We start from the raw sequence: 23,114 nt of genomic DNA, 5'->3' as shown, positions 1-23,114 counted from the left end.
TCGGCCTCAAGACACCGCATGACCGATCGGTGTGACAGCAAGTGAGCCAGATCACTCCAAAGGCGCGGCTCAGGCAGGTAGGCCTGCCAGCATCCGGCGGTCCCGGGGTGCGGGCTTACGGTCCAGGCGGGCGTCCAGCAGGCGGCGGGCGGCGTCGCAGCGGCCCGCCGCCACCAAGGCATACAGCAGCGTCTCCTCGACGACCTCGCGCTGGGCCGCGCTGCCGCCGACCTTGCGCAGCACGGGCAGCAGCGCGTCGAGGCCGTGGGCCGCCTCGTGGAAGCGCTCCTCGACGAGTGCGGCGAACGCCTCGCACAGCGGGGCGATGACCTCCCGTTGTACGTCGTCGGCGCCGGCGGCGTGGTCGCGCAGGCGCCGCAGGGCGGCCAGGTCTCCGGCGGCGGTGAGGGCGACGGCCGCGTGCAGGGCGGTGAACGCGGTCGCGGGCCGTTCCAGGACCTCGTTGGTCACCGACGCCAGGATGTCCGCCGTGGGCAGCTCGCCCTCCCAGGTGCCGCTGAGCCGGGCCCGCCACAGCAGCGACCCCGAGTCGACGAGGGCGCGCACGCCCGTCACCCGGCCCGGCGCGAGCTGGGTGAACCAGCGCTTGCGGACGGCGGCCGGGTCGTCGAGGGCGAGTTCGTGCAGGGCGATGTGCCAGGAGAAGTGCGCCCGGTGGACGGCGCCCCGGCCCTGTCCGGAGACCCAGCGGTCCAGCCAGTCCCGGCCCTTCTCATGGGCGCCGGTCTCGTAGTGGACGTGGGCGAGCGCGTGCACGGCGTGCCCGGAGGCGGGCTGGATCGCCAGGGCGCGGTGGGCGAGTTCGCCGGCCTCGTGCCACCGGCCCTCCTCCTGGCGGAGGAAGGCGAGCAGCGAGGTGTGGAACCAGTGGCCGTCGTAGGCCGGGGAGGTGCGCTCGACCAGGCGCAGGGCGAAGTCGTCGTCGAGGTCGTTGACGCCGGAGAAGGCGATGGTGGGCACAGCCGTGGCGAGGGCGAGCGCGTCGGCGGGGTGGGAGTCGAGGTGGCGTAGGAGAGCCGCGTCGCCGCCGTCGCCGTGGACGCGGCGGGTGACCACGTCGACGAAGGAGCGCTCGCGCTCGTCGGCCCGTTCGCGGGCGGAGCGCTGGGCATCGGCGAGGGCCCGGGGTACGTCGACGTCGGCGCCGCACTCGTGGCCGAGCAGGGCGAGGGCCGCGTGGCCGAGGGCGAAGCCGGGGTCGAGGGCGACCGCGCGGGCGAAGGCGTCCTCGGCACCGGCGCGGACCTTGAGGACCCGGTCGAGGCCGGTGCGGTGGGCGGCGGCCGCCTCGGCGTGGGTGGAGAGGGGGAGGCCGTTGCCGTCGACGGGGCGGCGGGTGGTGCGGGGCTTGCGGGTGAGGGGCGCGAGCAGCTGGTGGGCCAGCTCGGAGGCCTGGACGCGGATCTCGGGGATCGCCGTGGTCTCCCAGAGCTCGCCGCGGCGCGGGGCCCCGAGCGTGAACAGCGGCTGTCCGGCCCGCCCTTGGGCGTCGAGAAGCCGCCCCTCGCGGGTCGCGACCCCCATGCCCAGCGGACCGGGAACCGCCGCTCCGCTCTCGAACAGCGAGCGCCACAGGGGGTCTTCGAGGCTCCGGCCGGGACCGGTGCAGTCGATCACCCAACCGACCTCTATTTCACGGCCGTTGGAGAGGGCGACCCGCAGCGAGTCGTCCCCTTCGACGGCGTCGGTGATCATGCCGGTGTGCACTTGGAGTCGTCGTGCCCTACGGGCCCGGGTGACCGACTCCGCGGTGGCGGGCGCCATCCGGTGCCGGTGGGTGTTCCACAGCGAGCCCTCGTGCGCGAGGAACTCGGCGCGGTCCTCGGGGGTAAGGCTGTGCCACAGGCGGGCGGTGTGGGGCCGCAGGCTGTCGAGGGCGGGGCGCCAGTCGCCGTGGGTGCGCACGGCGCGGCTGATGTGCCGGTAGACGGCGCGGCGCAGCCTGCCGAGGGAGGTGTCGTCGAGGCCCTCGGGCGCGCTCATCACTCCGGCCGGGCCGAGGGCGTGCGGCTGGGGCAGCAGACCGTTGCGGGAGACGGCGTGCACGGTGCGCTCGGGCCCATCGAGGCTGAGCGCGAGGTCGATGGCGGTCAGACCGGTGCCGACGAGGAGGATGTCGGCGGCGCCCTCGCGCGGGCCGTCTAGGGCCTGTGTCGGAGGTGGCGTCGTCCGCCCGGAGGGCGGGCCGGGCGGCGTCCGGTGCGTGCTCTCGGCGTGCCGGGTGGAAGCCCTCGTACTGGTTGTACGTGGGCTTTCGCCCGGTGCGGCGAGAGTGCGTGCCGGGCGTCGGCCGGCAGGCGCCACCTCCGACACAGGCCCTAGGGCGCCGGTGGCCCAGGGCGAGGCGATGAAGCGGGAGCTCGCGCGTAGGCCGGGCGGGGCCCAGGAGGAGGTCGGGGCGGCGGGGCCGGTGGCGAGGACGGCGCTGTCCGCGGTCAGGAGTCCCCCGTCGGCGAGGTGGAGTTCCACCCTGCCGTCGGGGGTGCCGGTACAGCTCTCGGCGCGGGTGCGCAGCCGGCGTACGGAGACGGTGCCGTGGGCGCGGACGACGGCCTGGGCGAGGGTGTCGGCGACATAGGCGCCGAAGCGGTAGCGGGTGGCGAAGTCGGCGGCGGTGACGGAGGGTTCGCCGTGCCGGCACAGCCAGCGGGTGAAGTGGCCGGGGTCGTCCGGGTAGCAACTCATGCCGCCTGCGGGCACGTTGAGGCGGTGGCGCGGGTCGGGGGTGGCGTAGGCGGTGCCACGGCCGGCCTCGGGGGCCGGGTCGACGAGGACGACTTCGAGGGGTGTCCGGCGGCGCGTCGCCGTCTCACACAGCTGGAGTGCGGTCAGGGTGCCTGCCGCGCCCGCTCCCACGATGGCCACGGTGTGCCGCTTGCGGACTTCGGTCACGAATTACCTCCGGCGATGGTCTGCTGCGGAGCCGGTCGGGGCGGGCACCGGCTCCGGGGCTTCCTTATCTTCCTTACTATTCCGACCGGGTTGGTGGGGAAGCCATGCCGGGGCGGGGATCTCACCGGATACTCAGGGCACCAGTCGGCCGTTTCATACTCTGTTCACAATCGGAGGTCGCCGGTCAACCACGCATTGAGGCGTCCTCTCAGTGGGTCCTCACAGGAATCTCAGGTGACGCCCCCGGGATTCAAAGAATCAACCCATGGAAGTACCGCAGGATTCATCCGCACTGGTGATCCAGTCGCGCTCGGCCTCGTGGCCCGCGCGGCATTGCGGAGGAAGGCCTGCCGTGGGCGTCTCGCACATATCCGACCGGTCCGAGCAGCAGCCCGGACGGTGGTCCCGGCGTGGGATCCTCGCCACGCTCGGGGTGGTCCCGGCCGCCGTTCTGACCGGCTGCAGCGGCGGTTCCGCGGACGCCGCCGTGGGGACGAAGGCGACCGCGTCGGTGAAGGCCGCCGCGACGAAGAAACCGGTCATCACGGTCACTCCCGCCGACGGCGCCAAGAAGGCCGCGTTCACCAGCCCCGTCGAGGTCACCGTGACCGACGGCACCCTCGCGTCCGTGACGGTGACCGGAAACGACGGCTCCACCCTCGCCGGGTCCTTCAACGACGCGAAGACGACCTGGACGTCCACGAAGAACCCGTACTCGGGGACCAAGTACACGGTCGCGGCCCAGGCACAGGGAGCCGCCGCGGAGACCGTGACCTTCACCACCAAGTCGCCCGGCGAGACCTTCGTGGGCTACTTCACTCCCGAGGCGAACACCACCTCCGGCGTCGGCATGCCCGTGTCGATCAACTTCACGCACGCGGTCGCCGACCGGGCCGCCGTCGAGAAGGCGATCACGGTGACCGCGGAGCCCGCCGTCGAGGTGGTCGGCCACTGGTTCAGCGACACCCGGCTCGACTTCCGCCCCGAGACCTACTGGGCGGCCGGCACGACGGTCACGCTCAGCCTGCGCCTCAAGGACGTCGAGGGCCCGGACGGCGTCTACGGCGTCCAGTCCAAGGACGTCACCTTCCACATCGGCCGCGAGCAGATCACCACGGTCGACCTCGCGAGCAAGCAGATGACCGTCAAGCGCGACGGCTCCACGTACGCCACCTACCCCGTCTCCGGCGGCGACGCCGACCACACCACCTGGAACGGGATCATGGTGATCAGCGAGCGGTTCAAGGAGACCCGGATGGAGTCGTCGACCGTCGGGCTCGGCGACGAGTACGACATCTCCGACGTTCCGCACGCCCAGCGCCTCACCACCTCCGGCACCTTCATCCACGGCAACTACTGGGCCTCGACCTCGATCTTCGGCAGCCAGAACACCAGCCACGGCTGCATCGGTCTGCACGACACCAAGGGCGCCAACGACAGCTCGGTGGCGGGCTACAAGTTCTACAAGAGCTCGATGCTCGGCGACGTGGTGATCGTCAAGAACTCGAACGAGGAGACCGTCGACCCGTCCAACGGGCTCAACGGCTGGAACCTCTCGTGGGCGGACTGGACGGCGGGCAGCGCGCTTTAGACCGGTACGCGTCAATTCATGAGGTGAACTCCCGTACGGGGGAAGGACTTTCACAGTTACACCTCTTGACGACCGGAGTGGCCGGGAGCACATTGGCCGCACTTTGAGAGCGCTCTCAGGGTCTCGCCCGAGGCGTTTCTCGATGGCACCCGTGCACTTCACTCCGTACTCGAGAGGCACCCCCTCATGAGCGAGATTTCCGGCACACCAGTCATACCCGTCATACCCAGTAGACGCCGTCCCTTGAGGCGCGTCCTCATCGCGGTGATCAGCACCCTCGGCCTGGCGGCGGCGGTCGCCACGACCGCCACCCTCCCGGCCAACGCCTCCGCTCCCACTCCCCCGGCGGGCTGGACACAGGTCTTCCTCGACGACTTCACCGGCTCCGCGGGGACCGGCGTCAACACCACCAACTGGCAGTATTCCACCGGCACCGGCTACCCCGGCGGCCCCGCCAACTGGGGCACCGGCGAGGTCGAGACGATGACCTCCAGCACCAACAACGTCTCCCTGGACGGCAACGGCAACCTGCGCATCACCCCGCTGCGCGACTCGGCCGGCAACTGGACCTCCGGGCGCATCGAGACCAACCGCACCGACTTCCAGCCCCCGTCCGGCGGCAAACTGCGCGTCGAAGCCCGCATCCAGATGCCCAACGTCACCGGCACGGCGGCCGAGGGCTACTGGCCGGCGTTCTGGATGCTGGGCGCGCCCTACCGGGGCAACTACCAGAACTGGCCGAGCGTCGGCGAGCTGGACATCATGGAGAACGTCCAGGGGCTCAACCGCGTGTGGGCCACCTTGCATTGTGGGACCAGCCCCGGCGGGCCGTGCAACGAGACGACCGGCATCGGCGGCAACACCACGTGTCCCGGCTCGACCTGCCAGGCGGCCTTCCATACGTACACCATGGAGTGGGACCGCTCGGTCACCCCGGAGACCATCCGCTTCTCCGTCGACGGCACCCAGTTCCACTCCGTCAACGCGAGCCAGGTGGACGCGACGACCTGGTCCAACGCCACCAACCACGGTTTCTTCATCATCCTCAACGTGGCGATGGGCGGCGGCTTCCCGGACGCGTACGGGGGTGGGCTGGACAGCGGTACCCAGTCCGGGGTGCCTATGACCGTGGATTACGTGCAGGTGCTGTCGGCGGCTGGTGGGAGCGGTACCACTACGCCGCCGAGCGGGAGTCGTGACGCTTACAGCGCCATCCAGGCGGAGTCGTACGACAGCCAGTCCGGTGTCGTCGCGGAGACGACGACTGATACGGGTGGCGGGCAGGACATCGGGTATCTGGCCAACGGGGACTGGGCGTTGTATTCGGGCGTCAACTTCGGGTCCACGGCGGCCACTCAGTTTGTCGCTCGGGTGGCCAGCGGGGCGGCGAGTGGGGTCAGTGGGTTGGTGGAGGTGCGGCTTGATAGCCGTACGAATACGCCTGTTGGGAGCTTCTCCGTGGGGAACACGGGGGGTTGGCAGACGTGGACTACCGTTCCGGCGAACATCTCCTCTGTTACCGGGACGCATGATGTGTATCTGACGTTCACCAGCGGGCAGTCGGCGGACTTTGTGAACGTCAACTGGTTCAACTTCGGGCACTGACAGGGTGGTTGCGCTTCCGGGGCTGATTTGTGCCGATGCCGAGAGCGCGGGCTTGCTCCAGAGGTTCGCGCGCTGTGTTTGATGGGTCGGTCGCCTTCGGGGGCGCTTAGTGCCGGTGCCGAGAGGCCGATCGTGCTCGACCCTTCGGGCCTCCGCGCGTTCGGCCTCTCGACACCGGCGCGCCCCCTGCGGCTCCCTCCCGGCCGGCGCGTGGGGACGGGCAGCCTGGGACGGCCCGCAACCCCCGCCTGTGTTTGCCGTCAGCTCACCGGGGGTGAGTTGTGGGCGGCTCTTGTGAGCCTGTTGTTTTCCCGTGCTGGCCTCTCAGCTCGGCGCGGAACGCCACCGGTGTCACCCCCGTGTGGAGTTGGAAGAACTTGGTGAAGTTCGCCGCGTCGGGGAAGCCGATGGCCGCGCCGATGCGGCCGATCGGCATGTCTGTGTGGGCCAGGAGGCGTTTGGCCTCCAGGATTACGCGTTTGTCGATGAAGCCCTTGGGGGTCTCGCCGTTGGCGGCGCGGACCGCGCGGACGAGGGTGCGGCGGGAGTAGCCGAGGGCATCGGCGTAGGCGCTGACGCTGTGGTTGGTGGCGAAGCCCTTCTCCACGGCGTCGCGGAACAGGGTGAAGGTGGTGTCGGCCTGTTGGCCGGCCGCCTCCGCGGAGCTTGCGGCGAGGTGCGCGAGGCGTAGGAGGAACGCCGTCAGGGAGTGGCGCAGGACTGAGGTGTGCAGGCTCAGTGGGAGCGTGACCGTGTCCTCGTACTCGCGTTCCAGGTTGGCCAGTGCGGCCCGGAGTGCGGCCAGTTGCGCCTCGTCCGGGTGCAGGAGGGGCGGCAGGTCGTAGCGGTAGAGGCCGGTCGCCTCCACCGTGGCTCGGGGCAGGAAGCCCGGCTGCATGATCAGGACGGTGCCGCGGTACTCGCTGGTGTCCGAGAAGCGGTGGACCTGTCCCGGGCGGATCCACAGGACGTCCCCGGGCCCCGCCTCGTACTCCGCGAAGTCGATCATGTGGCGTACCGGGCCGCCCTCGAAAAACATCACCACGTGGAAGTCGATGCGGTGGACGCGCTGCAGCGGGGCATCCGCATGCCAGGTGCGGTCGGTGCTCATCGGGCCCACCTGCATGCCGACTCCGGCGACGCTCAGGTCGACCGGGAAGGGGAACGTTCTGATCCCGTCTCCGCCGCCGTCACCTTCGCCCTCTTGGATGGTTCTGTCCGCCATGTCCTTCTCGTGCCGCCTCGATACCGCTGCCGGTGTCCCACTTTCACCACAGGCTGACACACCGGCACCTTCCCTCGTAAAAGTCAGACTTTTAGATTTGAACGCGTCCGGCTGGTCCGACCCGTTCCTGTGAGGATTTCTTGAAGATGAGTGCGCAGACACCCGACAGTTTCGAGTGGACCGAAAACGACCGGCGTGCCGTCGACACCGCCCGCCTTCTGGCGGCCGATGCCGTGCAGCAGGTCGGCAACGGCCACCCCGGCACCGCGATGGCCCTGGCCCCGGCCGCGTACACGATCTTTCAGAAGGTGATGCGTCACGATCCGGCGGATCCCGAGTGGACCGGCCGGGATCGTTTTGTCCTCTCCCCCGGGCACACCTCGCTGACCCTGTACACGCAGCTCTTCCTTTCCGGGTACGAGCTGGAGCTCGATGATCTCAAGGCGTTCCGGACGCATGGGTCGAAGACGCCCGGTCACCCCGAGTACGGGCACACCGCGGGGGTCGAGACCACCACCGGGCCGCTCGGGCAGGGCGTCGCCAACGCGGTGGGTATGGCGATGGCCGCCCGCTATGAGCGTGGTCTGTTCGATCCGGAGGCCGCCGAGGGCGAGTCGCCCTTCGACCACACCATCTGGGCGATCGTCTCCGACGGTGACCTGGAGGAAGGGATCTCCGCCGAGGCATCCTCCCTCGCCGGCCACCAGAAGCTCGGCAACCTGGTCTTCGTCTACGACGACAACCACATCTCCATCGAGGGCGACACCGCTACCGCCTTCTCCGAGGACGTGCTGAAGCGGTATGAGGCTTACGGCTGGCACACCCAGCGCATCGAGCCCTCCGCCGATGGTGATGTCGACGTCCACGCGCTGTACGCGGCGCTCCAGGCTGCGCGGGCCGAGACCGAGCGGCCCTCGATCATCGCCATGCGCACGATCATCGCCTGGCCCGCCCCGAACGCCCAGAACACCGAGGCCTCCCACGGTTCCGCGCTCGGCGCGGACGAGATCGCCGCCACCAAGCGTCTGCTCGGCTTCGACCCGGAGCGATCCTTCGAGGTCAGCGACGAGGTTCTCGCCCACAGCCGGCGTGCCCTCGACCGCGGCGCCGAGGCGCACTCCGCGTGGGACAAGCGGATCGCCGAGTGGCGTACCGCCGACCCCGAGCGCGCGAAGCTCTTCGACCGGATCGTCGCCGGTCAGCTGCCCGAGGGCTGGGAGCAGTCGCTGCCGGTCTTCGAGGAGGGCACGTCCGTCGCCACCCGCGCCGCCTCCGGCAAGGTGCTCCAGGCGCTCGGCGCGGTCCTGCCCGAGCTGTGGGGCGGCTCCGCCGACCTGGCCGGCTCGAACAACACCACCATCGACAAGGCCTCGTCCTTCCTGCCCAAGGGCAACCCCCTCCCGGAGGCCGACCCCTACGGCCGTACGATCCACTTCGGCATCCGCGAGCACTCCATGGCCGCGGAGATGAACGGCATCGCCCTGCATGGAAATACTCGTATCTACGGTGGCACTTTCCTTGTGTTCTCCGACTACATGCGCAACGCCGTTCGGCTCTCCGCGCTGATGCAGTTGCCGGTCACTTACGTCTGGACGCACGACTCCATCGGGCTCGGCGAGGACGGGCCCACCCATCAGCCCGTCGAGCACCTGGCCTCGCTGCGCGCCATCCCTGGGCTGAACATCGTCCGGCCCGCCGACGCCAACGAGACCGCGGTCGCCTGGGCCGAGATCCTCAAGCGGCACGCCACCGACCCCGCCCCGCACGGCCTCGCCCTCACCCGACAGGGTGTGCCGACGCTGCCGGTCAACGCCGATGTGGCGAAGGGCGGTTATGTGCTTCAGGACTCGTCCGGCGCGACCCCCGACGTCGTGCTTGTCGCGACCGGCTCCGAGGTTCAGCTCGCCGTCGGCGCGCGGGAGCTGCTGGAGGCCGAGGGGATCGGCACGCGTGTGGTGTCGATGCCGTCCGTGGAGTGGTTCGAGGAGCAGTCGCGCGAGTACCGCGACAGCGTGATTCCGCCGTCCGTGAAGGCGCGTGTCGCTGTCGAGGCGGGGGTGGGTCTGACGTGGTACCGCTTCGTAGGTGACGCAGGACGCATCGTCTCCCTCGAACACTTCGGCGCCTCCGCCGATGCCAAGACCCTGTTCGCCGAGTACGGCTTCACCGCCGAGAACGTCGCCGCCGCAGCCCGGGAATCCCTCGCTGCCGCGCGCGGTTGATCCGATCGCCAGAAAGAAGATGATCACTGTGACCACCGAAGCAACCGCCACCGCGGGAGCGCTCAAGAGCCTCTCCGACGAGGGCGTCTCCATCTGGCTGGACGACCTGTCGCGCAAGCGGATCACCTCCGGCAACCTCGCCGAACTCGTCGACACGAAGCATGTGGTGGGTGTCACCACCAACCCGTCGATCTTCCAGGCCGCCATCGGTTCCGGCGAGGGCTACGAGGAGCAGCTCGCGGACCTGGCCGTACGGGGCGTGACGGTCGACGAGGCCGTACGGATGATGACCACCGCCGACGTCCGCGCCGCCGCCGACATCCTGCGTCCGGTGTACGACGCCACCGGCGGGCGCGACGGCCGTGTCTCCATCGAGGTCGACCCCCGCCTCGCCCACGAGACGGCGGCCACGATCGCCGAGGCCAAGCAGCTCGCCTGGCTGGTCGACCGCCCCAATGTGATGATCAAGATCCCGGCGACCAAGGCCGGCCTGCCCGCCATCACCGAGGTCATCGGCGCGGGCATCAGCGTCAACGTCACGCTGATCTTCTCCCTGGAGCGCTACCGCGAGGTCATGGACGCCTACCTCGCCGGCCTGGAGAAGGCCCAGGCCGCGGGCATCGACCTCTCTTCCATCCACTCCGTCGCCTCCTTCTTCGTCTCCCGCGTCGACTCCGAGATCGACAAGCGGCTGACCGTCATCGGCTCGGACGAGGCCCTCGCGCTCAAGGGCAAGGCCGCGCTGGCCAACGCCCGGCTCGCATACGAGGCCTACGAGGAGGTCTTCGGCGGTGCTCGGTGGACCGCCCTCTCCGGTGCCAAGGCCAACAAGCAGCGCCCGCTGTGGGCCTCGACCGGCGTCAAGGACCCGTCGTACAAGAGCACGCTGTACGTCGACGAGCTGGTCGCGCCCGGCACCGTCAACACCATGCCGGAGGCCACCCTCGACGCCACCGCCGAGCACGGCCTGATCATCGGCGACACGGTGACCGGCGGCTACGCGCAGGCCCGCGCCGACCTCGCGGCCGTGGAAGCGCTGGGGATCTCGTACGACGAGGTCGTCGAGCAGCTGGAGGACGAGGGTGTCGCCAAGTTCGCGGTGGCCTGGCAGGACCTGCTGGACGCCGTGACGAAGTCGCTGGACAGCAAGGGGGTTGACGGGGAATGAGCAAGGCTTCTCAGAAGGCGGCCGCTGCCGAGGCCGCTGAAGTGGCCAAGGCCGCTGAGGCCGCCGCGCCGGCGGAGGCGCCGATTCCGGTGGCCGACTGGACCAATCCGCTGCGTCACGCCGGCGACCGCCGTCTCCCCCGTATCGCGGGCCCGTCCGGTCTCGTCATCTTCGGCGTCACCGGCGACCTGTCCCGCAAGAAGCTGATGCCGGCGGTCTACGACCTCGCCAACCGCGGCATGCTCCCGCCGGGCTTCTCCCTCGTCGGCTTCGCCCGGCGCGACTGGGAGGACCAGGACTTCGCGCAGGTGGTGCACGACTCGGTGCGCGAGCACTCCCGCACCCCCTTCCGCGAGGAGGTGTGGCAGCAGCTCGCCGAGGGCATGCGGTTCATCCCGGGCGACTTCGACGACGACACGGCGTTCAAGCAGCTCAGGGCGGCCGTCGACGAGCTCGACGCGTCCCGGGGCACGGGCGGCAACTTCGCCTTCTACCTCTCCGTACCGCCGAAGTTCTTCCCCAAGGTCGTCCAGCAGCTGAAGAAGCACGGGCTGGCGAACCCGCCGCAGGGCGCCTGGCGGCGCGCGGTCATCGAGAAGCCCTTCGGCCACGACCTGGCGAGCGCCCGCGAGCTCAACGCCCTGGTGCACGACGTGTTCGAGCCGGACCAGGTGTTCCGCATCGACCACTACCTCGGCAAGGAGACCGTCCAGAACATCCTGGCGCTGCGCTTCGCCAACCAGATGTACGAGCCCATCTGGAACCGGTCGTACGTCGACCACGTCCAGATCACGATGGCCGAGGACATCGGCATCGGCGGCCGGGCCGGCTACTACGACGGCATCGGCGCCGCCCGTGACGTCATCCAGAACCACCTCCTCCAGCTGATGGCGCTCACCGCCATGGAGGAGCCCATCGCCTTCGACGCCGAGTCCCTCCTCACGGAGAAGCTCAAGGTCCTCAAGCAGGTGCGGATCCCGGAGAACCTGGGCGATCACACCGTGCGCGCCCAGTACGCGGAGGGCTGGCAGGGCGGCGAGAAGGTCCTCGGATACCTGGACGAGGACGGCATCAACCCCCAGTCGAAGACCGACACGTACGCGGCCGTCAAGCTGGAGGTCGACAACCGCCGCTGGGCGGGCATCCCGTTCTATCTCCGCACCGGCAAGCGTCTTGGCCGCCGCGTCACCGAGATCGCGGTCGTCTTCAAGCGGGCACCCCACTCCCCCTTCGACTCCACCGCCACCGAGGAGCTGGGCCAGAACGCGATCGTGATCCGCGTCCAGCCGGACGAGGGCATGACGGTGCGCTTCGGCTCCAAGGTGCCGGGTACGTCGATGGAGATCCGCGACGTGTCCATGGACTTCGCGTACGGCGAGTCGTTCACGGAGTCGAGCCCCGAGGCGTACGAGCGGCTCATCCTGGATGTGCTGCTCGGCGACGCCAACCTGTTCCCCCGTCACCAGGAAGTGGAAGAGTCCTGGAAGATCCTCGACCCGATCGAGGAGTACTGGGGCAGGCACGGCACGCCCGCGCAGTACCCCTCGGGCACCTGGGGTCCCGAGGAGGCGGACGAGATGCTCGCACGAGACGGACGGAGCTGGCGCAGGCCATGAAGATCGACCTGAGCGACACCACGGCAAGTAAGATCAACAAGGCGCTGGTGCAGGGTCGCCGCGCCATCGGCACTCCTGCCGTGGGCATGGTCCTGACGATGGTCATCGTCACGGACGAGGAGAACGCCTACGACTCGATCAAGGCGGCCGAGGAGGCCTCGCACGAGCACCCCTCGCGCACCCTGGTCGTCATCAAGCGACACGCCCGCTCCCCGCGCGACCGTACGAACTCGCACCTCGACGCCGAGGTCCGGGTGGGCGCCGACGCGGGCACCGGCGAGACGGTCGTGCTGCGGATGTACGGCGAGGTGTCCGACCACGCCGACTCCGTGGTGCTGCCGCTGCTGCTGCCGGACGCGCCGGTCGTGGTGTGGTGGCCGGTGGACTCCCCGGAGAACCCGTCGAAGGACGCGCTGGGCGCGCTCGCCCAGCGCCGGATCACCGACATGTACGCCGTCGAGCGCCCGCTGACCGCGCTGGCGGCCCGGGTCGCCTCGTACGCGCCCGGCGACACCGACCTCGCCTGGACCCGGCTGACGCCGTGGCGTTCGATGCTGGCCGCGGCCCTGGACCAGGCCCGGGTACCGATCACCTCGGGGACCGTCGAGAGCGAGGCGGAGAACCCGAGCGCCGAGCTGCTGGCCCGCTGGCTGGAGGCCCGCCTCGGCGTCACGGTCGAGCGGGTCGTGACCGCGGGCCCGGTCGTCACGGCCGTACGCCTCGGCACCGCGAACGGCGAGATCGTCATCGACCGTCCCGAGGGCCCGCTGGCCACGCTGTCCCTGCCGGGCCAGCCGTCCCGCACCCTCGCGCTGAAGGTCCGCACCACCTCCGAACTGATCGCCGAGGAGCTGCGGCGCCTCGACGCGGACGAGATGTACGCCATCGCCCTCGCTGGCGGCGGCACCAAGGAGACCGTTAGTCATGTCTGACTCACCCCGGCTCACCCGGCGACCCGAGTGGGTCGCCCTGGAGGACCATCGCGCCGACGCGCTGCTGCACCCGCAGCTGCGTGAGCTGTTCGCGGCGGACCCCGGGCGTGCGGAGCGCTACGTCGTGCGTGTGGGCGACCTGCGCATCGACTACTCGAAGAACCTGATCACCGACGAGACGCTCGCGCTCCTCCAGGAACTGGCCGCCGCCACCGGCGTGTTCGGGCTGCGCGACGCGATGTTCGGCGGCGAGCGGATCAACATCACCGAGGACCGCGCCGTACTGCACACCGCGCTGCGCGCCTCGCGGGACGCGGTGGTCGAGGTCGACGGCGAGAACGTCGTCCCCGAAGTCCACGCCGTCCTCGACAAGATGGCCGACTTCGCCGACCGGGTCCGCTCCGGCGCCTGGACCGGCCACACCGGCAAGCGCATCAAGAACGTCGTCAACATCGGCATCGGCGGCTCCGACCTGGGCCCGGCGATGGCCTACGAGGCGCTGCGCGCCTTCACCGACCGCTCGCTGACGCTGCGCTTCGTGTCGAACGTGGACGGCGCCGATCTCCACGAGGCCGTAAGGGACTTGGACCCGGCGGAGACCCTGTTCATCGTCGCCTCCAAGACGTTCACCACGATCGAGACGATCACCAACGCCACCTCCGCCCGGTCCTGGCTGCTGGCCGGTCTCGGCGGCGAGGACAAGGCGGTCGCCAAGCACTTCGTGGCACTGTCGACCAACGCCGGCAAGGTCACCGAGTTCGGTATCGACCCGGACAACATGTTCGAGTTCTGGGACTGGGTCGGCGGCCGCTACTCGTACGACTCCGCGATCGGCCTGTCGCTGATGATCGCCATCGGCCCGGACCGGTTCCGGGAGATGCTGGACGGGTTCCGGCTCGTCGACGAGCACTTCCGCACCGCGCCCGCCGAGGCCAACGCACCTTTGCTCCTTGGCCTGTTGGGCGTCTGGTACGGCAACTTCTTCGACGCCCAGTCGCATGCCGTGCTGCCGTACTCGCACTACCTGTCCAAGTTCACGGCCTACTTGCAGCAGCTGGACATGGAGTCCAACGGCAAGTCGGTGGACCGTGACGGACACGCCGTGGACTGGCAGACCGGCCCGGTGGTGTGGGGCACGCCCGGCACCAACGGGCAGCACGCCTACTACCAACTCATCCACCAGGGCACGAAGTTGATCCCGGCCGACTTCATCGGCTTCGCCAACCCGGTCGATGAGCTGAGCGAGGGACTCAAGGCCCAGCACGACCTGCTGATGGCCAACTTCTTCGCGCAGACCCAGGCGTTGGCCTTCGGGAAGACCCCGGACGAGGTGCGGGCGGAGGGTGTGGCCGAGGAACTGGTCCCACACAAGACCTTCAACGGCAACCACCCAACCACCACGATCCTGGCCCGTGAGCTGACCCCGTCGGTCCTCGGCCAGCTCATCGCCCTCTACGAGCACAAGGTGTTCGTCCAGGGCGCGATCTGGAACATCGACTCCTTCGACCAGTGGGGCGTCGAGCTCGGCAAGGTGCTGGCCAAGCGCGTCGAGCCCGCCCTGACCGAGGGCGCCGACGTCCCCGGCCTCGATCCCTCCACCGCCGCCCTCGTGGCCGCGTACCGCGAACTCAAGGAAGTGCACTGACATGCAGCTCGGACTCATCGGCCTCGGCAAGATGGGCGGCAACATGCGCGAGCGGATCCGTCGCGCGGGCCACACCGTCATCGGCTACGACCGCAACCCGGACGTCTCCGACGTCTCCAGCCTGACCGAGCTGGTCGGCAAGCTCGAAGGACCCCGCGTGGTCTGGGTGATGGTCCCGGCCGGCGCCCCGACCCAGTCGGTCGTCGACGAGCTCGGCGGCCTCCTCTCCCCCGGTGACACCGTGGTCGACGGCGGCAACTCCCGCTGGACGGACGACGAGAAGCATGCCGAGGAACTCGCGGCCAAGGGCATCGGCTTCGTCGACGCGGGCGTCTCCGGTGGCGTCTGGGGTCTGCAGAACGGCTACGCCCTCATGGTGGGCGGCGACGCCGAGCACATCGCGCGCGTCCAGCCGATCTTCGACGCGCTCAAGCCCGAGGGCGACTTCGGCTTCGTCCACGCGGGCAAGGTGGGCGCGGGCCACTTCTCGAAGATGGTCCACAACGGCATCGAGTACGCCATGATGCAGGCCTACGCCGAGGGCTGGGAGCTGCTGGAGAAGGTCGACTCCGTCACCGACGTACGCGAGGTCTTCCGCTCCTGGCAGGAGGGCACCGTCATCCGCTCCTGGCTGCTCGACCTGGCCGTCAACGCCCTGAACGACGACGAGCACCTGGACAAGCTGCGCGGCTTCGCGGAGGACTCCGGCGAGGGCCGGTGGACCGTCGAGGCGGCCATCGACAACGCCGTGCCGCTGCCCGCCATCACCGCCTCCCTCTTCGCGCGGTTCGCGTCCCGCCAGGACGACTCCCCGCAGATGAAGATGATCGCGGCGCTGCGCAACCAGTTCGGCGGCCACGCCGTCGAGTCGAAGTAGGCGGACCGTGGGGGATCTCCTACTGGTCCGCCACGGTGAGACGGAGTGGAGCGTGTCGGGCCAGCACACCAGCTGGACCGACCTGCCCCTCACCCAGCACGGCGAGGAACAGGCCAAGTCCCTCGCTCCGCTCCTCTCGGACCGGACCTTCGCATCCGTACTGACCAGCCCGCTCGGCCGCGCGATACGCACCGCCGACCTGGCCGGCCTGACCGGGGCCGTGACCGACCCCGACCTGCACGAGTGGGACTACGGCGCCTACGAGGGCGTCACCACCCGCGAGATACACCGCACGCGTCCCGACTGGTACCTGTGGACCGACGGGGTACCGCCCGGTCCCAACGGGCACCCGGGCGAGTCGCCCCGAGAGGCGGGCGAGCGCGCCGACCGCGTACTGGCCCGTATCGCCGGCCCGCTCGCCGAGGGCGACGTGGTCCTCGTGGCCCACGCCCACTTCCTCCGCGTCCTGACGGCACGTCGCCTCGGGCTCCCGCCCGCGGACGGGCGACTCTTCCAGCTCGCGACGGGCACGCTGAGCCGCCTGTCGCTGGAACACGGTCGCCCGGTGATCGCGGAGTGGAACACCCGGCCGTCATAGGGGGTGTTGACAGGTCCGGCGGCGCAGGTCAGAGTCGCCGCTGATGGAGATCGATGATCTGACGCCGGCCGAGGAGCGGGTGTGGCGGGCGTTCGCCACGGGTGAGTCCGTGGACTTCCGCGAGGCCGGAAACGCGGGTGAGGCGCCGGGCGAGGAGTGGGGGCCGGAGCGGACAGTGCGGGCTGCCGTACTGAGGGCGCTCCTGCTCAGCACTCCGCCCGAGGCGGGCGAGGTCCCCGCCCTCAGGCTCTCTGGCGCCCGCGTCACAGGGAGCCTGAACCTCGCCTACGCGGCGGTGGTCCACCCCCTTCATCTGCGGCACTGCCACTTCGACGAGTCCCCCGACCTCTACGGGTCCCAGCTGCGCCAGCTGAACCTGGAGGGCTCGGTGCTCCCGGCCGTCAACCTCGCCGGCACGCGTATCGACGGCACGCTGCGGATGACGGGCTGCCGGGTGCGCGGGCCGGTGAAGCTCGCCGGGTCGCACATTGGGGGCGCACTCTTCATGGACCGGGCTCGCATCACCGCACCCGATGCGCCCGGACCGGCACTCCAGCTCAACCAGTCCGCTCTCGGCGACGGCTTCGCGGCACCCGGGCTGCACGTGCACGGTGAGACGATGCTCGACGGTGCCACGGTGGGCGGGTCGGTCAACCTGGAGGGCGCCGAACTGACCAACCCCGGCGGCCGTGCCCTGTGCGCCCAGTCCCTCGAAGTGCGGGCCGACGTACGGGCGCGGCGGCTGCGCGCCCAGGGCGGCGTCGACCTGCGCGGCGCCCGCATCGCGGGCTGCCTCGACCTCATGCGGTCGCGGCTGTCGAACCCCGACGGCATCGCCCTGCGGGCGAGCAGCTGCACCATCGGCGAGCTGTGGCTGTTCCGCGCCGAGCCGATCGAGGGCATCCTGCATCTGCGCCGCTCACGGATCGACGTACTGGGCTGCGAACCGGACGTCGTGCCCGGCGAGGTCCTCCTGAACAACCTCAGCTACACGGTGCTCAACCCGCACGAGCCCGCCGAGCGCCGGCTGCCGATGCTGGAGCGAGACGGCGACGGCTATGTCCCGTACGCCTACGAGCAGTTGGCCGCCGCCTACCGTCATGTCGGCGACGAGGGCGCGGCCCGCCGGGTACAGCTCGCCAAGCAGCGCCGGCACCGGGCCACCCTGCCCTGGATCGGCCGGGTGTGGGGCCACCTCCAGGACACCACCGTCGGCTACGGCTTCCGCCCGCTGCGCGCCGCCACCTGGCTGGCGTCCCTGCTGGCGGTCGGCTGGGTCTCGTACACCCTGCACCACCCGCGCCCGCTCAAGGCCTCGGAGGCACCGGACTTCAATCCGTTCTTCTACACCCTCGACCTGCTCCTCCCCGTGATCTCCTTCGGTCAGGAGGGGGCGTTCGCACCCGAGGGCTGGTACCAGGTGTTGTCGTACGTCCTCATCCTGACCGGCTGGATCCTGGCCACCACCGTCATCGCGGGCGTGAGCAGGAGCGTCACCCGCCAATGAGCCCGGTCGCCGCATGCTGCGCGGCAAGCCGCACCGGCGCGTTCTGGGCGCCGTAGCCGCGATAGTCGCCGTCACGCTGGACCAGCTCGAAGAAGACGCGGCCCACGGTGTGCGTGTAGCAGTGCCGGAAGGCGCCGCCCGCGTCACGGTCGTAGAGGATGCCGAGCTCGCGGTAGGTCTCCAACTCGCCGTCGGCGAACTCGTACTTGGCCGCGAGGTCGTCGTAGTAGTTCGCGGGGATGGGGAGCAGCCGACCGCCCGCCGACCGGAAGCGGCGGGCCGCGGTGATCACGTCGTCCGTGGCCAGGGCGATGTGCTGAGCGCGGACGGAGTCCCCGGTCGGCGCCGCACCGACGGTGAGGGCGATACGGACGCTGCCGTCGGCGTTGGTGACGGCGCGGCTGCGGAGCAGGCCGTACGGGTCGGCCACGTCGACGCTCTCCTGTGCGTGGAGGCCCAGGACGCTGCGGTGGAAGAGGGTCGCCTCGTCGAAGTGGTGCCAGGGCTGGGTGAGGGCGATGTGGTCGACGCGGGAGACGGCCGTGCCGACCGGCTCGTGTGTCACGTCCTCGAAGTCGGCCCGCCAGTCGGGGAGTTCGGGCCGGTCCGTCGCACAGAAGAACAGCTCCGTGCCGTCGGGGGCGGCGACGGCTTCGAGGGGCGCGTCCTCGCGTGCCCGGCGGCGTGGCAGGACGGGTGCCAGCAGGGCCTCGGCGCGCTGGGCAGCGCCCTCCGGGTCGGGTGACTCCAGGCCGATGGCGGCGAGCCCGGTGCCGTCACGGCGGGCGGCCGGGCCGGTGTTGACCAGGACACGGGCCTCGCCCTGCTGCCACAGGTCGACGGGTTTGCTGCGGTGGCGGGCCGTGCGGGCGAAGCCCAGCGCCCCGAGCAGCGTGGTGACCGGCTCGGCGTCGGGCGTGACCAGTTCGGCGAAGGCGACACCCGTGGGGACGACGGGCGCCGGCGGCGTGGCCAGGCCGACGGCTTCCTGGAGGACCAGGAGGGAGCGGTGGGCGTCGACCGCCGTCGGGCCCGCCTCGGACTGGCGGAAGACGTCGTTGAAGACCTCCAGGGAGAGCGGACCGTCGTATCCGGCCCGGATCACGTGGTGGACCAGGCCGGCCACGTCGAAGCCACCCTGCCCGGGGAAGCAGCGATAGTGGCGGCTCCACTGGAGGACGTCCATGGCGAGCAGCGGGGCGTCTGCCAGCTGAAGAAAGAAGATCTTCTCGCCGGGGATGTCCTCGATGCCCTTGGGATCGGAACCCCGGGACAGGATGTGGAAGCTGTCCAGGCAGGTACCGAGCGCCGGGTGGCCGGCCTGCTCGACGATGTGCCAGGCGTGCTCGTACGTACTGACGTGCCGCCCCCAGGCGAGCGCCTCGTAGGCGACGCGGACCCCGAACTCCTGTGCCAGATCGGCCAGTCGGCTCAGCTGCTCGGCGGCAAGGGCGTCGTCGTCCTCGGCGAGCGGGGAGACGCTGGAGCAGACGAGGACGGTATCGACCCCGAGCCTCCGCATCAGCTCGAACTTGTGGCGCGCCCGGCGCAGATTGCGCGCGAACTCCTCCTCCGGCACCGCCTCGATGTCCCGCATCGGCTGATAGAGGTCGATACTCAGCCCGAGGTCGGCGCACCGGGTCCGGATCTCCTCCGGCGAACGGGGACTGGCGAGCAGATCGTTCTCAAAGATCTCGACCCCGTCGAACCCGGCCCGGGCAGCAGCCGTGAGCTTCTCGGTGAGGGACCCGCTGAGGGAGACGGTGGCGATGGATGTACGCATGGGCACGCTCCTTGGAATTGCCGAACTACAGCGCCCCGATAGGGGCGCGGGGAACTGCGCGACCAGCCACGAACGACCCGCAGCAATCAGACGGCGTTACCCGCCGAGCTCTCCACAACTCCGCCCATCTCCGCGATGTCCGCCAGCATTCGCACGCTGTCGGGCTCACGACCAGTGAAAAGACGGAACGCATCCACGGCCTGGAAGACAGCCATGCCCCCACCGTCGAGCGTGGCGCAGCCAACTTCGCGGGCGACGCGAAGCAGCTCGGTCTCCAACGGCCGGTAGACGACCTCGGCGACCCACAGCTCGGGACGGAGCAGTTCGGCGGGAAAGGGCAACCCGGGGTGCGCCGCCATGCCGGTCGGCGTGGCATGCACGACGCCGTCGGCGGTGTGGAGCAGCTGCGCCAGCTGATCCGGCGTGGCGGCCGCTGCCCGCCCCGCACCGAAGTACCGGTTCAGCGCCCCGGCAAGGGATGCGGCGCGGTCGGGCAACGCGTCCACGACAGTGACCCGCTCGGCGCCGAGAGTGAGCGTGGCATGCGCAACGGCCGCCCCCGCACCCCCGGCGCCCAGCTGAACGACCCGCTCCAACGGCGCATCGCCCAGCCCGCGCGCGAACGACGCGGCGAAGCCGGTGACGTCGGTGTTGTGGCCGACGGCCCGGCCGTCCTCGAAGACGACGGTATTGACCGCGCCGAGCGCCTCGGCCTGCGGGGCGAGCGCGTCGAGGTGCTCGATGACGAGCTGCTTGCAGGGGTGCGTGATGTTGAGCCCGTCGAAGCCCAGGTCGCGGGCGGCGCGCACGAGGTCGCCCACCGCCTCGGGCGGGACGCCGAGCGTGTCGATGTCGATGAGCCGATAGAGATAGCGCAGGCCCTGCCGGTCGGCCTCCCGCTCGTGCAGTGCGGGGCTGAGCGACGGTCCGATGCCGGAACCGATCAGTCCGACGAGATAGGTGTCCTTGCCCACGGCGGACCTCCAGAGCGGCATGCTTCGCGGCTTACTAATGTACGAACTAGTACGTTAGCTATATCAGCATCCGGAGCCCACGGGAAGACCCGGCCACCAAACCCGGATCCGGGCAAGAGCGCCTGCTCCTAGAATCGCGAGCACCAGCCAGGAAGACTCAACCGAAGACCCGCCTCCGCCCGAAGGAACCCGATGACCAGCGTCGAAGAACCGGCACGACCCAACGGGCGCCAGCGCGACGCCGTGCGCACCAAGGCCGAGATCCTCGACGTGGCCACCCACGAATTCGCCCGTGCCGGCTACGCGGGCGCCCGCGTCGACGAGATCGCCGCCCTCACCCGCACCACGAAGCGGATGATCTACTACTACTTCGGCGGCAAGGAGCAGCTCTTCACAGCGGTCCTGGAGCGGGCCTACACGGTGATCCGCGAGGCCGAGCAGGAAGTCGACGTCGAGCATCTGGACCCGGTCGCGGCCATCCGGCGCCTGGCGGAGCTGACCTTCGACCACCACGAGGCCCACCCCGACTTCATCCGGCTGGTCAGCATCGAGAACATCCACGAGGCCGAGCACATCGCCGCCTCCGAGAAGCTCGGGAAGCTCAGCTCCCCCGCCCTCGACGTAATCGGCCGCATCCTGGAGTCCGGCCAGAAGTCGGGCCTGTTCACGGCAGACGTGGACGCCGTCGACCTGCACGCGATGATCAGCAGCTTCTGCTTCTTCCGGGTCGCCAACCGGCACACCTTCGGCGCCCTGTTCGGCCGCGACCTGATCGACCCCGCGCGACGCGAGCACTACCGCAACATGCTGGGCGACATGGTGATCGCCTATCTGACGGCGCCCCGCTCGGCGGACTGAGCCCGACCGGCGCCACACAAAGATCCTTCGGCACGACCTCTTGACAGCGGGGAAACGTGAGCGCAACATCCGTAGCCATCCGCTACTAACTATCCAGTGGGTTAATTAGCCGGGTAGCACCCGGCACGGCCGTCCCGTCACCCCAGGGATCCGGCACTTCTCCCCGCCGCTCACTCCACTTACGTTGGAGTTCCCCCGAAGGAGCACGCCGTGTCCGTCCCCGCACCCCTCGACGCCCCACCCGGCGGTCAGCCGAAGAAAGCCGCCACCGCCGCGTGGATCGGCAGCGCCCTGGAGTACTACGACTTCTTCATCTACGGCAGCGCGGCCGCGCTCATCTTCCCCAAGGTCTTCTTCGACGAGTCCGACCCGGCCACCGCGACCCTCCTGTCGCTGGCGACCTTCGGTGTCGCGTACGCGGCCCGCCCGGTAGGCGCGCTCTTCCTCGGCCACTTCGGCGACCGCGTCGGCCGTAAGAAGATCATGGTCTTCACGCTGATCCTGATGGGCCTGGCGACGTTCCTCATCGGCTGTCTGCCCACCCGCGCCCAGGTCGGCGGCCTCGCGCCGGTGCTCCTGGTCCTGTGCCGCGTCCTGCAGGGCATCTCCGCCGCCGGCGAGCAGGCCAGCGCCAACTCCATGACCCTGGAACACGCGCCACCGAACCGGCGCGGCTTCTTCACCAGCTTCACCCTCAGCGGCACCCAGGGCGGCCAGCTCCTCGCCACCCTCGTCTTCATCCCGATCGCCGCGCTCCCCGAGGACCAACTGCTGTCCTGGGGCTGGCGGATCCCGTTCTGGATGAGCATCGCGGTCGCGGTCGTCGGCTACGTCATCCGCCGCAAGCTGCAGGAGACCCCGGCCTTCACCCAGCAGGCCGCCACCGAGGGCGTCGTGAAGCTGCCGCTGGTCGTGCTGCTGCGCGAGCACTGGTCGGACGTACTGCGGGTCGTCGCAGGTGCCCTCATCGCCTCGGTCAGCACGATCTTCACAGTGTGGGCGCTGGCCTACGCGACCAGCGACGCGGTCGGCATGAGCCGCTCCTCGATGCTGTGGGTGGGCGCGCTCGCCAACCTGGTCGCCCTCGCCGCGATCCCCCTGTGGGCCACGCTCTCCGACCGCATCGGCCGCCGCCCGGTGTACCTGATCGGCGCCGCCGGCAGCGCGGTGATGATGTTCCTGTACCTGTGGTCGATCTCGACAGGCAACTACCCGCTGGTGCTGCTCCTCGGCATCATCACCTTCGGCGTGGTCTACAGCGCCGCGAACGGCACCTGGCCCTCCTTCTACGGCGAGATGTTCTCGACCCGGGTCCGGCTGTCGGGCATGGCGATCGGCACCCAGATCGGCTTCGCCGTGGCCGGGTTCGCGGTCACCTTCGCCGCGCAGATCGCGGGTCCGGACGGCTCGGACTGGTCGTCGGTGGCCCTGTTCACCTCCGCCCTGTGCATCCCGCCGATCATCGCCGTCCTCACCGCCCGCGAGACCAGCAAGGTCCCGACGGAGCGGCTCGGCGAGCGGGCGTCCCAGGAGGCGGCCCGGCCGGAGACCGTGACGGCCTGACACCGGCCCGCCCCCTCAGCACCCCCGTACCCCGGAT

Annotated in this window: 16 protein-coding genes; 12 read left to right on the top strand and 4 right to left on the bottom strand. The window is 70.1% G+C overall.

What is annotated here, in order from left to right:
* Positions 1-69 precede the first annotated feature (69 nt).
* Positions 70-2,913 (bottom strand): FAD/NAD(P)-binding protein, encoded by a 2,844-nt coding sequence (locus tag AC5DRG_RS43600; protein WP_491805406.1) that lies wholly within the window; start codon positions 2,911-2,913, stop codon positions 70-72.
* Positions 2,914-3,265: 352 nt separating this feature from the next.
* Here AC5DRG_RS43600 and AC5DRG_RS43595 point away from each other — a divergent pair, with 352 nt between their 5' ends.
* Positions 3,266-4,504: a L,D-transpeptidase gene (locus AC5DRG_RS43595; RefSeq protein WP_491805404.1), complete on the top strand. Its 1,239-nt coding sequence runs from the start codon at positions 3,266-3,268 to the stop codon at positions 4,502-4,504.
* Between the two features lie 186 nt (positions 4,505-4,690).
* Positions 4,691-6,109 carry a glycoside hydrolase family 16 protein gene (locus AC5DRG_RS43590; RefSeq protein WP_491805402.1) on the top strand — a complete coding sequence of 473 codons (1,419 nt, stop codon included), beginning with the start codon at positions 4,691-4,693 and terminating at the stop codon, positions 6,107-6,109.
* A gap of 265 nt (positions 6,110-6,374) precedes the next feature.
* Here AC5DRG_RS43590 and AC5DRG_RS43585 read toward each other — a convergent pair whose 3' ends face one another.
* Positions 6,375-7,334 (bottom strand): helix-turn-helix domain-containing protein, encoded by a 960-nt coding sequence (locus tag AC5DRG_RS43585; RefSeq protein WP_491805400.1) that lies wholly within the window; start codon positions 7,332-7,334, stop codon positions 6,375-6,377.
* A gap of 146 nt (positions 7,335-7,480) precedes the next feature.
* Here AC5DRG_RS43585 and tkt point away from each other — a divergent pair, with 146 nt between their 5' ends.
* Genes tkt through AC5DRG_RS43545 form a run of 8 tightly spaced genes read left to right on the top strand, consistent with a single transcriptional unit; the run spans position 7,481 to position 17,899 of the window.
* Positions 7,481-9,556: a transketolase gene (gene tkt, locus AC5DRG_RS43580; protein ID WP_491805398.1), complete on the top strand. Its 2,076-nt coding sequence runs from the start codon at positions 7,481-7,483 to the stop codon at positions 9,554-9,556.
* Between the two features lie 19 nt (positions 9,557-9,575).
* The gene (tal, locus tag AC5DRG_RS43575; protein WP_491805396.1) at positions 9,576-10,724 is read left to right on the top strand and encodes a transaldolase; all 1,149 of its coding nucleotides are present in this window, start codon (positions 9,576-9,578) and stop codon (positions 10,722-10,724) included.
* On the top strand, positions 10,721-12,340 hold the full coding sequence (gene zwf, locus AC5DRG_RS43570; RefSeq protein WP_491805394.1) for a glucose-6-phosphate dehydrogenase: 1,620 nt from the start codon (positions 10,721-10,723) through the stop codon (positions 12,338-12,340). Before tal ends, zwf begins: the two co-directional genes overlap by 4 nt.
* Positions 12,337-13,272, top strand: a complete 936-nt coding sequence (gene opcA, locus AC5DRG_RS43565) for a glucose-6-phosphate dehydrogenase assembly protein OpcA (RefSeq protein WP_491805392.1) — start codon at positions 12,337-12,339, stop codon at positions 13,270-13,272. Before zwf ends, opcA begins: the two co-directional genes overlap by 4 nt.
* Positions 13,265-14,917 carry a glucose-6-phosphate isomerase gene (gene pgi / locus AC5DRG_RS43560; RefSeq protein ID WP_491805390.1) on the top strand — a complete coding sequence of 551 codons (1,653 nt, stop codon included), beginning with the start codon at positions 13,265-13,267 and terminating at the stop codon, positions 14,915-14,917. The genes opcA and pgi overlap by 8 nt, the downstream gene beginning before the upstream one ends.
* Before the next feature lies 1 nt (position 14,918).
* Positions 14,919-15,794, top strand: coding sequence for a phosphogluconate dehydrogenase (NAD(+)-dependent, decarboxylating) (gene gnd, locus AC5DRG_RS43555; RefSeq protein WP_491805389.1), 876 nt, complete (start codon positions 14,919-14,921; stop codon positions 15,792-15,794).
* Between the two features lie 7 nt (positions 15,795-15,801).
* Positions 15,802-16,392, top strand: coding sequence for a histidine phosphatase family protein (locus AC5DRG_RS43550; protein ID WP_491805387.1), 591 nt, complete (start codon positions 15,802-15,804; stop codon positions 16,390-16,392).
* 43 nt (positions 16,393-16,435) lie between these two features.
* Positions 16,436-17,899 carry a membrane-associated oxidoreductase gene (locus AC5DRG_RS43545; protein ID WP_491805385.1) on the top strand — a complete coding sequence of 488 codons (1,464 nt, stop codon included), beginning with the start codon at positions 16,436-16,438 and terminating at the stop codon, positions 17,897-17,899.
* Here the strand turns inward: AC5DRG_RS43545 and AC5DRG_RS43540 are convergent.
* On the bottom strand, positions 17,886-19,682 hold the full coding sequence (locus tag AC5DRG_RS43540) for a bifunctional sugar phosphate isomerase/epimerase/4-hydroxyphenylpyruvate dioxygenase family protein (protein WP_491805383.1): 1,797 nt from the start codon (positions 19,680-19,682) through the stop codon (positions 17,886-17,888). The genes AC5DRG_RS43545 and AC5DRG_RS43540 overlap by 14 nt on opposite strands.
* A gap of 86 nt (positions 19,683-19,768) precedes the next feature.
* On the bottom strand, positions 19,769-20,677 hold the full coding sequence (locus AC5DRG_RS43535; RefSeq protein WP_491805381.1) for a shikimate dehydrogenase: 909 nt from the start codon (positions 20,675-20,677) through the stop codon (positions 19,769-19,771).
* A 171-nt stretch (positions 20,678-20,848) separates the two neighbouring features.
* Between AC5DRG_RS43535 and AC5DRG_RS43530 the strand changes: the two genes are divergently transcribed.
* Both AC5DRG_RS43530 and AC5DRG_RS43525 read left to right on the top strand, forming a co-directional pair.
* Positions 20,849-21,514, top strand: coding sequence for a TetR family transcriptional regulator (locus tag AC5DRG_RS43530; RefSeq protein WP_491805380.1), 666 nt, complete (start codon positions 20,849-20,851; stop codon positions 21,512-21,514).
* A gap of 210 nt (positions 21,515-21,724) precedes the next feature.
* On the top strand, positions 21,725-23,077 hold the full coding sequence (locus tag AC5DRG_RS43525; RefSeq protein ID WP_491805379.1) for an MFS transporter: 1,353 nt from the start codon (positions 21,725-21,727) through the stop codon (positions 23,075-23,077).
* Positions 23,078-23,114 lie beyond the last annotated feature (37 nt).

The sequence above is a fragment of the Streptomyces sp. JLBG701 genome (assembly GCF_058544905.1).
This window is presented reverse-complemented; position numbering and strand designations above follow the sequence as displayed.